Below are 15,839 nucleotides of genomic sequence, written 5' to 3' on the forward strand. Positions count from 1 at the left end.
CTTTTAGACGCAGGCATTCCTCCAAAAAAGGCTGTTATTCTATGGTGTCGGATTTCGATTGCTTCGCATTTCCTTCACGCATTTCATTTCCAAATTAGACAAAAAGAACTAAATGTACTGTAACAATTGATAAGAGCGGATCATCGATTTATTCTTATTTAATAGAGTGCTTCTTTAATAAACTCAATTTTCCGCAAACTTGTTCCCCGCTACAATGAAACGTCTTGTATTTAGCATCTACCTAATCTTACAGAAGCTCATGTGGGGCCAACTCTACACAACACACTTTGCCACCATCGGAAGTGTCCAAGTGTACCAGCTTCGAAACTATAAGTCATTATCTGTCAGTTCGTTCATCGTTGTATTTCAAATGCTCGATTTTCTTGTTATCCAATTTCCAGCTACCTTGTGGAGAGTTACCTCACTCGGGGATTAAAGTATATTTAGAAGCTATATGATTTTTATCCAATACTAAGGTATTTGAATATTCTCCCCTATTTTCACTACATATTCACTCAAGTTGTCACTTATTATCAAAGCAACCTCATATTCCCCATCTTCAAAGTTACTTGTATCAAAAGAATAAATATGATATCCAGTATTTAATCCTTCAGAAGAACTATCTTCTCTACTAACTGTATTTGTTTTCAAAAAATACTGTCGCTGCTTACTGATTAACGTAACCTGTATTTTAATTAACGGAGATTCGTCTCCATTAATACCTGCCCATCCGCCCATGCTAAGTAAATTGCCTTCATATGAAAACCAATCCTTAGTGTACTTTACTTCGGTAGAATCAAGAATATAACTTTTATAGAACTCTGACAAAGCAAGATTACTAACCTCATAGGCAGTCGGCCCTAATTTTACAATTAAATACTTCCCAACATCCTTAACATACCCTTCATGAGGAAAGCACTCCATTCCTTCTGCATTATTAAGAATCTCCTGCTCATTTATTTCTGTAAGTGGTTTAATATTATGCCCATGTAAATTCATAAAGCGGAAAATTCTACCGGATTTTTTTAATTCACTTTCGATACCAGAAAATCTATCCCACTGAAAGATAGAGTACCCTTCTGTATCACCAAGCTTTAAATTATAGTTTTCTGGAAGTCCTATAAATACTACTTCTTTTCGGTTATTCCCAGCATTATACCTCTCTAATTCCATAGCAATTGAATTCATTTTCGCTAAGTCCAGTTGATATCTCTGATAGTCTACATAAAATACTTGATTCATGTACTTTGTTTGGTATAAAACGATCAATACTATTAGAGTAGTTGTGATAATACGGAACTTGATTCTAAAATACTCTTTATTACTAAAGCACATATAAATCAATGCAGCAACAAAACCTGTGAATACACTATTAGTAATAAATATCCGATTTACAAGATGAAGATTCCCTGTAATGAAATACATTGAAAACGCAGAAAAAACACATCCTAATCCAGATAAAAATATTGATATTTTTTTATTTTTTATAAAGCACATAGCACTGTATATTAATAAGACAAGGGCAGATATAAAGGCCATATATATCCCCATAGAATGCCATATGTATTTGAATCCAACAAACTCTTTTATAAAACCACTTAGAGAATCCATGAAAGTCCCTACGTTACTTAAATCATACTTGATATAATTCGAGGTATACCCTGAAGGAGCAACAGAAAAAATCTTTTGCAATATAGAGGTAATGATTGAGTTCACGAAGATAACAACAGCAATAAAAAAAAGACCTTTTAGCAATGTTAATAACTCTGTCTTACTTTTAGAGAAATTAACCGAGATAAAACACAACATAAAAACCCCAAACAAAAAATAAACTATAGCTAACTCAGAAAAAGCAAGTGCACAGTTACACAGGAATACAGAAGGCAACATTTTCAAGAAATTTCTTTTTTGCATTGTATATTCAAAAAAACCATTAAGCGCCAAGGGAATCAAACAGAAAACAGTCCCCATTTCTATAGTAGTCAACATAAAAATGAAATTATCTGCAATTAATGGGCAAGATATTGCAACACAAGCAAATACCGTGATTGCTACATTATTAAAATAATTATCAGAGAACTTTTGAATGATATATCCCCAAAAAGTGATCCCAATAGCTATAAGAAGTACACCTAATAAATCCCGCCAAAAAGGGAGGAAATCATATGTATTAATTACGAATCTCGCAATATATCCTCCCCATCTCCCTTGTGCTAACAGCCCCCCATCACTTATATAAAGCTCAAAGCTTTCATCATCCACACCCATTGAAAAATTCGTCAGTGTAAAGCCATATGCTAAAGCTATCGTTAATGAGACTGTTACCCAGTAATATTTATCTCTTATTATTGCATTTCTCAGCACCTATATCACTCCCAACATTAACATACTTGAAGTGCAGTATGGAGGAATGACTTAGCCGAACCTTTGCCATTCCTCATAGTTTCCAAGCATTATTTTGATTAAGTTAATCTCATCTTGTTTCCTCTACTGCCTCTTTAGTAGCTTGTAAATAAGCATACCCATATTTCTTATCAGGTTCTAAATAAGCCCCCTCTCCCCATTCGTTCCACGCATTAATAAATACCAATTGGTCATCTAAGTCCAATTTATTCTTTCCTTCTAAAATAACGTCTTTTAGCCATTGCTTATACAACGCAGGTGTTGCTCCCTGAAAAATCATTCCTTTATTGTTTCTACGAGCAGTATTATCCCACATTGGCATGACAGCCCGATAAAGCTTAGGTAAGTCGTACTTAAAATATTTTCGATTTTCTACCAGGTCTTTATAATCGAATACCTCACCTGAGAAATCTTTACGAATATATTCAATGTCATGTGTAATATTTTTCAGTTGGGTATAGACGGTGCCTGGATGGAACTCAGAGATTGCATCAAATCCTATTCCAAGCAGATCTAACTCAACCATATTTTCCTTCACTGCGATAATATATAACTCACCTATGCCTTGGTCGAGGCAATACTCTCGCCAATACCGAATCACCTCATCAGGTTCAGGCATTAATCCTGGTCTGTAAACCGTTAACATTTTTTTACCTTTTACAGTGATGTAACGGCTATCATCTAAAAATCTAACCATATCGTGAATCACATTTTTATAGCTTTCCAAAGTTTTTGGCTGCTCCATCAATATTCCAGAGTTCGTTCCATCAAAACGCTTAGTCCAGTTTTCATTGGCCCAGCAAAGAGAAAATGGAAAATCGAGGCTCTTATCTTCAAGAAACATTTCAATTGGTTTTTCCAGAAGCCGCTCCCCGTTAAACCAATAATAATAGAAGGAGAAACCAAAAACCCCATACAACTGAGCAAGTTCAATTTGGCGGGCCATGTTTTCCTTGAGCCTCAAATCATAGAACCCTAACTCACCAGGTAAGCGCGGTTGATAGTGTCCGACAAATTGAGGAACTGCACGCGCCACATTATCCCATTCCGTAACCCCTTTTCCCCACCACTTCTCATTATGCTCATCGGGATGAAATTGAGTTAAATAGTAAGCTATAATCTTACTGTCTCCCTCAAACCTGTTATAAGGGAACTCTGTAATAGGTACAAAAGCTTCCTTGTCACGCTCTGGAATTTTCAATATTTGTTCAATATATTGAATTTGTTCTTTTTGAACTCCCTCAATCTCCTTAAACATAACTTGACCATTCTCCTCCTGTATTTCTGAAGGAGGATGTGCAAGCAGACTTGGTTTAAATAATTTTTTAGTATTATACAAAAATCTTGTTTTAAACCTTGGGGTGAATAATGGAAGCTTCCAAAATGCTTTCTTTAAAACTTGATATATTCGTCTATCATGAACTGTAATTAATAGAGGAACATCCAACTCAGATAACTCATTCAGCTCCTTCTGAATACTATTGTTTACTAATTTTTCTATTGGATTACGTCTAACTAAATCAATTGTACGATGAGTTATGGAAGTCCATGTATTTTCCAATGCCTCTTTAGTCAATACTGTAAGATAATTAGCATCCGTACGCAGAGTTTCAGCTTTCTTGACATATTCAATAAACTCAGTTGGGCTGTAGGCTATCAAACAAGATTCGTATTTCAAACATTCAGGAAGTGCATACGTAACAATAGGCTTTTTCAAAGCCATGTATTCAAATATTTTCACAGGAGAAACTGATTTGGTAATGTCATTTAGTAAAAACGGCAGAATGGCTATATCATAGAAAACAGCATATTTACTAAGCTCTGCGTATGGTTTTGATCCAATAAAATGCACATTGTCATAGTCTAACAGTCCACTTTTTCTCAATGATCCATCATGTTCATATCCAATCAGCAATAAAATATATTCCTTGTTCTCAGCTAAATCTTTCAGCATATTATAATCGATCCATTGAGCCAATGCTCCATGGTAACCAACTATAATTTTCCCTTTTGCAACAATCTCTCGAATATCCTCAGGGCATTTGGTAGTATACCTGTCCAAATTCCAATGCTCGTAGTCAACGCCATTAGTTATTAACTCCATATTTTGATTGCGATATGGTTTAATTTGATCAAATAATTTGTCGGCTGTAGCAACTATTGATATTTCTAAATTTTGCAGTATATAATCATGACGTTCTAAGACAAACTTAGGAATATTTCCAGTAATCTGAGGTGTAATTTCATCAATGTATTCGTAAACGATATGGTAGCCCTTATTGATAAACGACTCTAATTCTTCAATTCTAGTAGCAAGATCTATCGATTGGAGGCGTATTATTTTAAGACCACTCACATTATCCAATATTTCAAAGAGTTTTTTCTTAATTTCATAGTTATCTAAATTTATTACACATAACGTTGGAGTAACAAACTCACAAATCTCTATTTCTTTATCTACTAACGGATGAGCACCATAAAATGAAATCCCCCCAACATTACCCGCCTGAAGAGATAAGTGCTGAAATCTTTGAAACAATGGAGTATTCCAGCCCATTGGCACATGGAATATATCAATAAATGAATGTGGAGTATTTTCAATCCATTGAGTGATCTCTCTCCAAATATCATGTTCTTGAACAATTTCAGCTAATTTACCTGACTCTTTAACATTAGCTAATGACTCTGAACCTTTATCGTAAATCTTTTTGATAGTATTCGTTAAACCTATTGTTTTTACATTTTGTTTTGTCTTTAAGATAAGTTTAAAGCATTCTCTAATTAAATTTACAAACTTCTTTTTCAAGTTCTTAACGCTGTCTAATATAATTCTTACGGGTTTAGTAGATCTCCATACCTTAGAATCAACTAAAGTAGTGTACTCTTGAGCTAACATTGAATTTTCATATATTAATCGACTGATTTGATCGTTTAATAGTGATAGTTCATTACTCAAACGGCTATTGTTATCAATTAATTCTGTTTTTTTAATCAGAAGATTCTCACGCTCAATAGCAAGTAATCCCTTGTCATTTAACGCTTCGTTTAGTTCAGTCGCAAGCACTTCACTTTTACTTAATGTTTCTTGTAATTTAACAGCAAGTTTATCACTTTCAGTCTGCAATTCATCAAACTCATACTGAAACTGCTCTTGCATTGCTATCATTTGTTGTATTTTTTCATTAATCTCTCTAAATGCCTGGTTCTCATCAAGAACTTCAACTACTAATCTCACCTGAAATTTCAATCTATTTACTTGTATATCATCCATTAAGTAAATAGGATCAGTTGTTATAAAAAGGTCTACCTCAGAATCATCAGGATAAGAATTAAAGGGTTTTAAAAGCACTGACTCCTCATCAATCACAGAAGAGAGTATTGAACACTTACAAGCATGACCTTCGAGAGGATCAAACCGAATAGCTTTAACATTTTTGTATTCGCTAATATCAAATTCCAAAAAAATTTCATTTGAATTCATATCAAAGTGATGTTGAATCTTTTCCTGATCATTAAATCCGTTACCTGTATCTAGATACAAATTCGCTATTAAATTCTCCGGTTTGAATACCTGCTCTGGATCAAGAAGAGTTATAATTTTCTTTTGGTATATTTCTTTATTAAACATTTTGACATGGACAGAAGAAAAGTAACCTTCCCATTTATAAAAAACATTTATCATTTCGGGACTAATATTATAATTTTCATAAACGCTGTTCTCTTCCATGAAAAATCTAACATGTCTATGCTTTGCATAGAACTCTTTTATAGACCTCCATAAAATGAAGTTCACAGGCAAATCACAATCCAGATTCCATTCATAATCAATTACGATCCATTGTTCGTTATTATAGAACAGATTATCAAATAAGGTGTCAATATTGCTAAACGAGGTAAATTCTAACTCTCCATCATATACTTCTGGACCAAATATTTGTTGAAACTTATCAGAATAAGAATTCGCTTGATTGTTTTCAGTTATTATTATAGTTCTATATTTATTTATAATTGACATAAAATCCTGCAGGTCTCTGTTTTCAACTTTTTCCAGCAATAAAGTTTCAACTGTAGGTAGGTCAAGAAAGTCAAAGACTAGATTATCGTTTACAATATAGCCAGGCAATAAAGAAATGTTATTATTATGTTCTTTCGAATTCTCAAATACGTTTGACATATGTTTTAAATGCTCTTTTGCTTTTTGGGTAAGAGGATGCTTAACAACCACTAATCCACTATCACTCTTCTTGATCATCGTACATATTTTATAGGAATCATCTCTGTTAGCATTAATTTTCACATATAATATTTCTTCAGCAACTGCTCCTTGTTCAAATTCTTTTTGTCCATTGTTCTTTCCAGCAACGATTAGAAATGAATTCGCAAATGAACTTCCTACACTTTCTTTAACTAAAACATTCTGCATTTTAACTTCATCAAAAAACATATAACGGTCAGTATCATAACTGTGCATATCATAAGATAAAGGAATCAATTCAAAACCTTCATCCGAATAAATTGTCTCCGGAAATTTATAATCAGGGTATGGATAATAAAATTTCTTCAAAGCTAAGCCACTTTCTTCTAATAGAAAACTTATTTCACTTTTTGAAAACGTTCTGATATTCTTTTCGTTAACATAATCATTTAATCCTATAAATAATTCTCCAAGATGATCTTCTTTTGCTCCAGAAAAATACTTCATTCCTAGTCTATTTTCAATTGCAATTATAACCTCTCCATCGATCTTCAAATGTTTTGACAAACGTCTTATAAAATCCTCATAGGGTTTATCACTATTAATAAATCCACCTGCATATTCTAAAACTCCATTTACAATAACATAATCAAACTTTTCATCAAATCTCATATTTTCAAAGTTTCCAACAAATATATCCAAATTTTCTAATTCTTTATGTCGTTCGTAATTAACATTAGCACGTTTGTACGTTAATTCTACAGATGCAACATAGTTTGCCTTATCACATAATAATCTAGTTATTGCACCGCAACCTGAACCAACCTCAAGTATTCTGCAATTCTCCTTGAAGGGGTACCAGTTCAAAATATTTTCTCTCAAATGAGAAAGATGATAAAATACAGGCCAATCAATATTATTTTGTCCATTTAGATCATGGTGTTTATTATTTACTACAAAATCTAATATTTTATCTTCTACAATCTCACCATCTGTATAATTAGTCTCATTATTGTAAAACTGCAAATTAAATTTTGCCATTATAGCCTCTCCCTCAAGTTTTCTGCAAACATTATTGTCCGGTACGCTTTCTAATAGATGATTCACTGGGGCCGCCCGTATCAAAATGAACTTGAATATCTGTTATTTCATCATTAATAATCAGAAATGAGATGATTCGAGAGTACGTATCTATCTCCGTCAAAAATACTCTACCGTCAAAAAATGAAAAACTATATGGCACACCTTTTAAATCGACAACTTCTCTCAAATCTTCAAAATCAGAAGTTTCTAGGTCATTTAAATCCTTTACTCTAATCAATTTCGGTGCAACTTCACCAGCACCATTTTGATAAACAGTGATATAAAAGAAAGAACCAATTTTCAAAATATCATTCATTCCTCTTAACTCAAAGGGAACCTTATATTCACAAATTTTATTGAACGGCGAATTAATATAATCTGCCACTATAATCTTACCAGGGCCTGATACAAAAAAAAGTTCCCCATCAATTATACGAATATTTCTGATGTAGGAATTTTCCTGTAGATATCCTAATCTTATCACCTTATCAATCCAAACTTTGTCCCCGCTATTATTTAAAACAAAGACATGCTGTGACATGGCCGATATCCCAAAAAACATCTGAGCTTGAGCATCATACAATATTCTATTAGGACTTTCTCCTACTCTATCTAATATTTGAGTCTGAATAAACTTGTCGCCTTCTTTAACGAAAGCTCTAACTTCATTTCCTGCAGCATCATCTACCAAAAAAACATTTCCATCGCTTGAGATTGAATGGGGATTCCCAAGAGTATCGGAAAGTGTATTCCAATTAATTATTGGTTCAGTTAAGTTCCTACTGTAAATAACGCGTTGGTGCCAGCAATCCACGATAAAGTAACAGTCATCTATTTTTTCAATATGTGTAGGAGTATATAATTGTTCTTTCCATTCATTCGTTGTACTATTTTCCTTTACTAGATGTTCTTTCTGTTCCTTTATTAAATATTCTTGTCTAGAAGACTCTATATACTCACTGCAAACCTCCTGTGCATTACCAAACATCCGCACTGTTCCATGCTCCAGCCATACAACCTTATTACACATCGATCTTATCTGATCAATACTATGTGAGACTAAAAGTACTGTAGTCCCTCCACTCATCAATTCGCGCATTCTTTTAGCGCTCTTTTTCTGAAATTGTGAATCTCCGACAGATAAGATTTCGTCTACGATTAATATATCGGGATTAACCAGAGTGGCTATAGAGAATGCCAAGCGCATAGTCATACCAGATGAGAAGTTACGAATTGGAGTGTCCATGAAATCTTGTAGTTCTGAGAATTCCACAATATCATTATAACGTTCTGTTAAATATTTCTTGGAATATCCCAGAACCGCACCATTCAAGTAGATGTTTTCTCTTGCTGTCAAGTCAACATCAAATCCTGCTCCAAGCTCTAGCATTGGCGCGATATTTCCTAAAACCTCTAATTTCCCCTTTGAAGGAGATAAAATCCCAGATATAATTTTTAACAGAGTGCTTTTCCCTGCACCATTTTTTCCAATAACACCTACAACATCGCCTTTCTCAATCGTGAAAGAAACATCATTCAAAGCAATGAATTCTTTATATTCAAGCTTTCCTACTATTTTTTTCACCATAAATTCTTTAAGGCTTGTAATACGGTCGTTGGCCATACGAAATTTCATCGATACATTCTCTACCTTAATCAAGTGAAACCCTCTCTCTTATAAATAAAGAATAAAATTATTTTGAGTTTTCTTAAATATCAACGATCCAAATATCAAAGCAACAACCGCGAAAATGGCACAATATACCCATGCTAATGGATCAGGAAATCCGTTATTTAAAATAATTACACGGATAAATCTTATAAAGTGATACATCGGATTTAACTCCATAAGCAATTTCATTTGTGGAGGCAAAATACTTTCCGGATAAAATATAGGTGTAATATAGGTCCAAATTGTAAGCACGATGCTATAAAGAAATTGTGTGTCACGGAAAAACACCATTAAAGAAGCAAGGAGCAGTGAAAGCCCACAAATAAAAATAATTAAGCATGATATTCCATATAGCAAAGCAATGTGATGATACGTAATTTTCATACCAGAAACAATAATTACAATATATAAAGCCACTAGAGAAAACAAAAAATTCACACCACATGAGAGTACACGTGAAAAAGGATATATGTACTTAGGCATGTACACCTTATTTATTAATGAAGCATTTTGTATAATGCATGTCATTGCCTGAGACGTCGCTTCAGACATAAAATTAAATATTACAATACCACTAAGTAAATAAACAGCATAATTAGGTATATCAAAGCGGAATAAAGTTGAAAATACCATATATTGAACAGTCATAATCAAAAGCGGATTTAACAGACTCCACAGGACACCAAGAACAGATCTTCTATACTTTGTTTTAAAATCTCTTTCCACTAATTGTGCAAGAAGAAAACCATATTTTTTATAATAGGTTAAACCAGTATTTTTAAGCACCTAAATCCCCCATAACCTTTTTTATATCCATCTTTTATATCCATCCTTTAATCTTCATTAAATGTATCCGATAACAATAAGAATTTTAAACCATAAATTTTCAATCGAGCCTTGTCTATGAAGCTTGCTTTTTTTAAGATATTTTAAACTCCTAAGCAAATTATTTCTTGGTTCTAAAAAAAGCTTAAGCTGTTCTTTTACATCATCCTTTATCTCATGCTCATAACATCGCCAAAACTCTAAGGCCTGATGATACAGAATCCTACTTTTTTTATTAGAAGAGTAACTTCGGTATTTTCGAAGTATTAAGTCCTTTATTGATTTATTTCCCCCAATTAGGTTTTTCTCATGTTGCCTGTATAACACTGAAGGTGAAGAATCATAAATCACCTCTCCTAATGCAGAAATACATAAATAAAACCACCAGTCATGCATAATAATATTTTTTTCTACTGGATTCTTTGAAAGGAGCATCTCTCTAGCAACTTTATTAATGGTGATGGTAGTGCCTACTGCAATATTCTCTATCAATGCATTATAAAAAAGCAGTTTCTTGGCCGGGGGAGGTGGCCATACTTTAATTATTCCCAAATTAGAATCCGTTAGATACGTTGAAGTGAAATGCATTAGAGGTTCATTCTCAACTAGTTTATTCAAAGTGTTAACAGCTTTCTCAACTTTGTGTGGTAACCAAACATCATCTTGATCACAAAATGCATAAAACGAATGTCCGCTTTCTGCCTCTTCTAATAAGAAGCGAAAACTGCTAATAACGCCGATGTTATGTCCTTTTATTAACCTTACCCTTTCTGGATATTTCAATGTATATATTCTAATTTTTTCCACTGTTTGGTCTCGAGAACCATCATCTCTTATCAGTATACTTAGATCCTCATAGCTTTGATTCAGAATGCTTTCTATTTGTTCAACAATGTATTGTTCACCATTATAAGTTGATAATAATACTTGAACATGCAATAAGATTACCGCCTTTTACTCCTAATTCTCTGAAACCCGTAAATAATAATTAAGTTAGTCCACATATTTATTTCAAATATCAAAATCAAGTTACGATGGTAACTAGCTCCTTTGCCAACTCATATGCTAAAATATCCTCGTACCTACAGATAAAGGAGATTAAAAACGTGTCGAAACCAGTATACGGTAAAAATGCGGTTCAGTCGAGAAATGTTGAAAAGATATCCAGTTACATATGGGCGTTAGCGATAGGGTTTATTGTTTTTTTGGTCTGGGCCCCGTTTCAAGTAGGATTATTTAATGGGCAGCAGATTGACTTTGAGAAGCCGGTCTATGTGTCTTCACTCCTAAGCAGCCTGTTGCTGCTGGTGTGGGTAGGCCTATACTTCACCAAGTTCAGACTGGAGGGACAGCGTGATGCGCTGGCTGTGGCCTCGCTGCTGTTGCCTGCTACCTACGCGTTGTCGCTTATTGGCGCTGCTTCACATTATATGGCGATGAATCTGCTGTTTGTACAGAGCATGTATGTCGCAATATTCATTATAGCGTTATATTTGCTCCAGCAAAAGCAACTAAATGTTGTCATTCAAAATGCTATTCTAGCGATTGCTTATTTCATCGTCGGTTTCGGTCTGCTGAACTGGCTTGGCAGTTGGAAATTCGCTGGGGGGCTGATCGGCTGGTTTTCCAATACGGTGCGTGGTGGTAAATACTTGGATGCAGTCATGACGGACTCTAACGGGCTGCGTCTGACCTCCATTTTCCAGTATGCCAATACTTATGCGGCCTTCCTGATGGCCTTCCTGTTCGTAGCGGTGTTTGCCCTGGTACGCTCCAAAAAGTGGTACGGCACACTAACGCACAGCTTCATGCTGGTACCGATTATTGTATCTCTGCTGCTGACCTTGTCCCGTGGGGGACTTGTCATGCTGCCTGTAGTGTTCATCCTGCTCCTGTTGTTCCTGAAGCCTGCACAGCAGATTCTCTGGATTATTCATCTTGCCCTGTCTGGCCTCGCGGCTCTGCTGGTTACTAACCCACTGACTACACTTGGAACAGAGCTAAATACTACGTACTCCTCATCAGCAGCACTTAAGGCTTGGGCCTATCTGATTGGGGCCTCGGCAGTCGTTGCTGCTTTGGGCTGGGTGATCCAAAGATTTGCGGCGCCATGGCTGCATGGGAAGCTGGGGGGCTCAGAAACCCGCAAATTCACAGGATTATGGATTCCTCTCGGTTCACTCGTGGCTGTAGCTGTTGTTGCTTTCCTGCTGATTGGGACAGGCTTGAAAAGTGTTTTACCGGATAATATTGAGACACGGCTGGAGAACATTAACTTCAAGCAGCACAGTGTACTCGAACGCTTTACTTTCTATAAAGATGCTATGAAGGTAGTGAAGGATTATCCGATTCTCGGATCAGGCGGCGGCGGTTGGGCTTCCTTATATGAAGAGTACCAGAACAACCCTTATATAAGCCGTCAGGTTCATAACTTCTTCTTGCAGTATTTGATCGAAGTCGGGATTGTCGGATTCATTGTGTTTATGGGCTTTATCGGATATATTTTCTACAAATACATCCGGGCATATCTGAAGCGGGACAAGGACGAGTTCAATAATGGATTCTTTTTCTACATCATTGCTCTATCCATTCTTGTTCACAGTCTGCTGGACTTTAACATGAGTTACGCGTTCATGGGGATTCTGGTCTTCATCGGCTTGGCTGGTATGGGTGCTGTGATGGAGAACAAACCGCTCCGCCAGAGCTGGAATAAAGCCGGGATTCGCATGGGGTACATGGCTGTCCTGAGCATCGGGACGATATTCCTGCTGTTCCTGTCGATCAGCTACATCGGGTCCAGTAACGCTGCGCTCAAAGGCAAAAACTTAGTTTCCGTGAGTACTTCCTATGAGGAGATCAAAACTCCGTTGGTCAAAGCATTAGATGCCCGTCCGTACCATCCGGAAGCAGCATTATACTTGTCCACTCTTGACATGCAGGTATTCAAGCAAACTCAAGATGAGCAGTATCTGGCTGAAGCGTCCAATGTGTTGACGCGCGCTTTGAAAGATGAGCCGTATAACAAAAATCTATTGGCTCAGTTGGCAAGCTATTACGATCTGAAGGGCCAACCAGATATGGCACTGGCAGTATACAGTGACAATGCTTACAAGTTCAACTGGGATATCACCTGGTATGAGTCATTGATTAACCGTGCTCAGACGCTTGTTGCGGCAGCTAGTGAGCAGAAGGATGATGCCAAGAAACAGGAATACCTCACCGCCGGACTGAATGCATATAAGCATGTTGAGGATGGTGTGGAGCATCTGAAAACTTTACCACCAGAACAAATGCAAGGCCGTCCTTTCTCTGTTACTCCTGCCATTGCACTAAATGTGGGTAAGCTACAGGTTATCTCAGGACAAAATGATGTAGCTGCTGCTACTTTGAAACTTGGATTGACTGAAGATTACAGTGATACCACTAACCGCGAGGTAGCCCGCTGGTACTTAGCAGCACTAAAAAAAGCAGGAGCAGTAGTAGATCAGCCAATCTATGACAAGCTGGTTGCCGCTGATCCGGCTGAGGCTGCAGCCATTGAGGCGGTTGTGAATACGCAGTACTGATCGCAATAACAGAACAGATATAGAAAAAAGCGGCTTACTGTCTGAGTACAGTGAGCCGCCTTTTATTATGATTTAAGTGAGATTGAATAAGAATACGTATGAAGATAAGCGCTAGTATCCTTATCTGCTAAACAGTCTCTCCTCGTTCTCGATAACCTGCTTCAAATACTCCAACAGCCCTTCCTTGAGCTCCTCATGCTGAAGCGCGTAATGAATGCTTGTCTGGATAAAACCCATCTTCTCGCCGACGTCATGCCGTCTGCCTTCAAAGTCGTAAGCAATAATCCGCTCCACTTCGCTTAAGCGTGAGATAGCATCAGTAAGCTGAATCTCACCGCCTACCCCTACCTGCTGTTCACCCAGCATATCGAAGATACGTGGAGTCAGGATATAACGTCCCAGAATCGCCAGGTTGGATGGAGCGTCCTCACGCTTCGGCTTTTCTACAAGCCGGTTAGCTTTATAGACACGTTCAGCTAATTCAGATCCGTCCACTACCCCATAACGGGAAACCTCTTCCCAAGGCACCTGCTGGACACCCACAATGGAGGATCTATATTGATCGTACACTTCAATCATCTGCTTGAGACAAGGCTTGTTCGACTCCACGATGTCATCCCCCAACAGCACTGCGAAGGGCTCGTTACCGATGAACTTCCGTGCACACCAGATTGCGTGTCCGAGGCCACGGGGTTCTTTTTGGCGGATGTAGTGGATGTCGGCCATCTCGGAGGATTTGCGCACCGATTCCAGCAGCTCCCACTTCTGCTTCTCAGCCAGATTGAATTCCAGTTCGAATGAATTATCGAAATGGTCTTCGATTGCACGCTTGCCTTTACCTGTCACAATAATAATATCTTCGATCCCGGAAGCTACTGCCTCCTCAACAATATATTGAATCGTGGGTTTGTCTACGATGGGCAGCATTTCTTTGGGCATCGCTTTGGTCGCAGGCAGGAAGCGGGTTCCCAGACCGGCAGCGGGAATAATCGCTTTACGGATCTTCATCTCATGGCTCCTTTAACAGATATACTCATAATCTCAATTATAACAGTTCCTGCTGATTTTGGGCAGTATACTGAGGCAGAGACAAACAGGGACGAAGATCTCTGGGTGAACGCCCGGCGTTGACGTTCCCATTGGATGTTGATATAACAGCACTATACAGCACTTCCATTCGAAGAGGAGGGTATCCATGTTAGACTTATCCAGTCCGGTATGGCAACAGCTTCACGGCCCTTTCGGCCCGGCTGAAGCGGTCCCCGGGTTACTGCAGCAGTTGCAGAAGGAGTATAGCACCGAGGTTAAAGATCAGCTGTACTGGGAGCACCTATTCCATCAGGACACGATCTACAGTAGCACTTATGCCGCGTTGCCTTATCTGGCGGAATTGGCCGGGCAGTCGGCTGATCCCGAAGTAAAATTGGACATCTACGTGACTTGCGGAATCTTCGTGGCAAATCAGCGGACAGTGAACAGCGGAAATCTACCTGCTGAATTTGCTCACCAGAACCCGCCGCTTGCTGAGGAACTTGTACGGGGGATTTATACAGCCTACCTCATTGCTGTTGAGCATCTGGGCAAGCTATCAGAAGAAGTCTTCCGCTATGCAGAAGCGGCTCAAAAGGATGACCAGGAGAAGCGATACATCCTCGCTGCGGATGCTGCTTACCGGGGAGATCAGGCAGTAGCGGGTATATTGTTGACCTATTCGGAAGGCGATGAATACATGGTTGGATGCCCGAGCTGTTATGAGGAAATGTATATTTGGCCGAATGAGAACAGCCTCGGGATGACCGCCTATTCTGACGACCCGGTATTCAACGGCAAGGAGAATGGTCAAGCCGTTACGCCTTCCGTGCTTGGCAGCGTCAGTTCTGAAGACAGCCCGTTAGCACGCCTATGGCAAGCAGCTCATACCATCAAGAACGGTCAGCTGATGGAGCAACTGCCTTATCTCACCGGAAAGGTGAACTGCCCGGCCTGTGGTGAAGCTCTGGACATCTGGCCGGAGCTGTTGCCGTTGTAAGAAAGAGCTGATGGGTAAAAGGTTTGGTTGGCCTGGATATTGTGGAGGATACAAAAACAGACCCGG

General features: G+C 37.8%; 8 protein-coding genes. 2 read left to right on the forward strand and 6 right to left on the reverse strand.

The genetic code is table 11. The features are described 5' to 3' along the window. Positions 1 to 471: 471 nt before the first annotated feature. The 5 genes from MKX51_RS28235 to MKX51_RS28255 all read right to left on the reverse strand — a co-directional run bounded on the left by MKX51_RS28235 (position 472) and on the right by MKX51_RS28255 (position 11,117). Positions 472 to 2,364 (reverse strand): glucosyltransferase domain-containing protein, encoded by a 1,893-nt coding sequence (locus MKX51_RS28235; protein ID WP_340994650.1) that lies wholly within the window; start codon positions 2,362 to 2,364, stop codon positions 472 to 474. Between the two features lie 109 nt (positions 2,365 to 2,473). Further along, positions 2,474 to 7,639: a glycoside hydrolase family 99-like domain-containing protein gene (locus MKX51_RS28240; RefSeq protein WP_340994651.1), complete on the reverse strand. Its 5,166-nt coding sequence runs from the start codon at positions 7,637 to 7,639 to the stop codon at positions 2,474 to 2,476. Positions 7,640 to 7,670: 31 nt separating this feature from the next. Then, positions 7,671 to 9,341 carry an ABC transporter ATP-binding protein gene (locus MKX51_RS28245; RefSeq protein WP_340994652.1) on the reverse strand — a complete coding sequence of 557 codons (1,671 nt, stop codon included), beginning with the start codon at positions 9,339 to 9,341 and terminating at the stop codon, positions 7,671 to 7,673. Positions 9,342 to 9,356: 15 nt separating this feature from the next. Then, a complete protein-coding gene (locus tag MKX51_RS28250; RefSeq protein ID WP_340994653.1) occupies positions 9,357 to 10,139 on the reverse strand; it encodes an ABC transporter permease in 783 nt (260 codons plus the stop codon). Positions 10,140 to 10,196: 57 nt separating this feature from the next. Further along, positions 10,197 to 11,117, reverse strand: a complete 921-nt coding sequence (locus MKX51_RS28255) for a glycosyltransferase family 2 protein (RefSeq protein WP_340994654.1) — start codon at positions 11,115 to 11,117, stop codon at positions 10,197 to 10,199. 167 nt (positions 11,118 to 11,284) lie between these two features. Here MKX51_RS28255 and MKX51_RS28260 point away from each other — a divergent pair, with 167 nt between their 5' ends. After that, positions 11,285 to 13,744: an O-antigen ligase family protein gene (locus tag MKX51_RS28260; RefSeq protein ID WP_340994655.1), complete on the forward strand. Its 2,460-nt coding sequence runs from the start codon at positions 11,285 to 11,287 to the stop codon at positions 13,742 to 13,744. A gap of 120 nt (positions 13,745 to 13,864) precedes the next feature. Here the strand turns inward: MKX51_RS28260 and galU are convergent, their stop codons facing one another. Beyond that, positions 13,865 to 14,752, reverse strand: coding sequence for a UTP--glucose-1-phosphate uridylyltransferase GalU (gene galU, locus MKX51_RS28265; protein ID WP_340994656.1), 888 nt, complete (start codon positions 14,750 to 14,752; stop codon positions 13,865 to 13,867). Positions 14,753 to 14,939: 187 nt separating this feature from the next. Here galU and MKX51_RS28270 point away from each other — a divergent pair, with 187 nt between their 5' ends. Then, positions 14,940 to 15,773 carry a hypothetical protein gene (locus MKX51_RS28270; protein WP_340994657.1) on the forward strand — a complete coding sequence of 278 codons (834 nt, stop codon included), beginning with the start codon at positions 14,940 to 14,942 and terminating at the stop codon, positions 15,771 to 15,773. The last annotated feature ends 66 nt before the right edge of the window (positions 15,774 to 15,839 follow it).

Origin of the sequence: Paenibacillus sp. FSL M7-0420 (assembly GCF_038002345.1) — a bacterium.
Classification (GTDB): Bacteria; Bacillota; Bacilli; order Paenibacillales; family Paenibacillaceae; genus Paenibacillus_AQ.

Excerpts from the sequence above, each read along its gene's own strand:
- MKX51_RS28240 (WP_340994651.1), bottom strand. The coding sequence starts at position 7,639 with ATGGCAAAATTTAATTTGCAGTTTTACAATAATGAGACTAATTATACA.
- galU (WP_340994656.1), bottom strand. The coding sequence starts at position 14,752 with ATGAAGATCCGTAAAGCGATTATTCCCGCTGCCGGTCTGGGAACCCGC.
- MKX51_RS28270 (WP_340994657.1), top strand. The coding sequence starts at position 14,940 with ATGTTAGACTTATCCAGTCCGGTATGGCAACAGCTTCACGGCCCTTTC.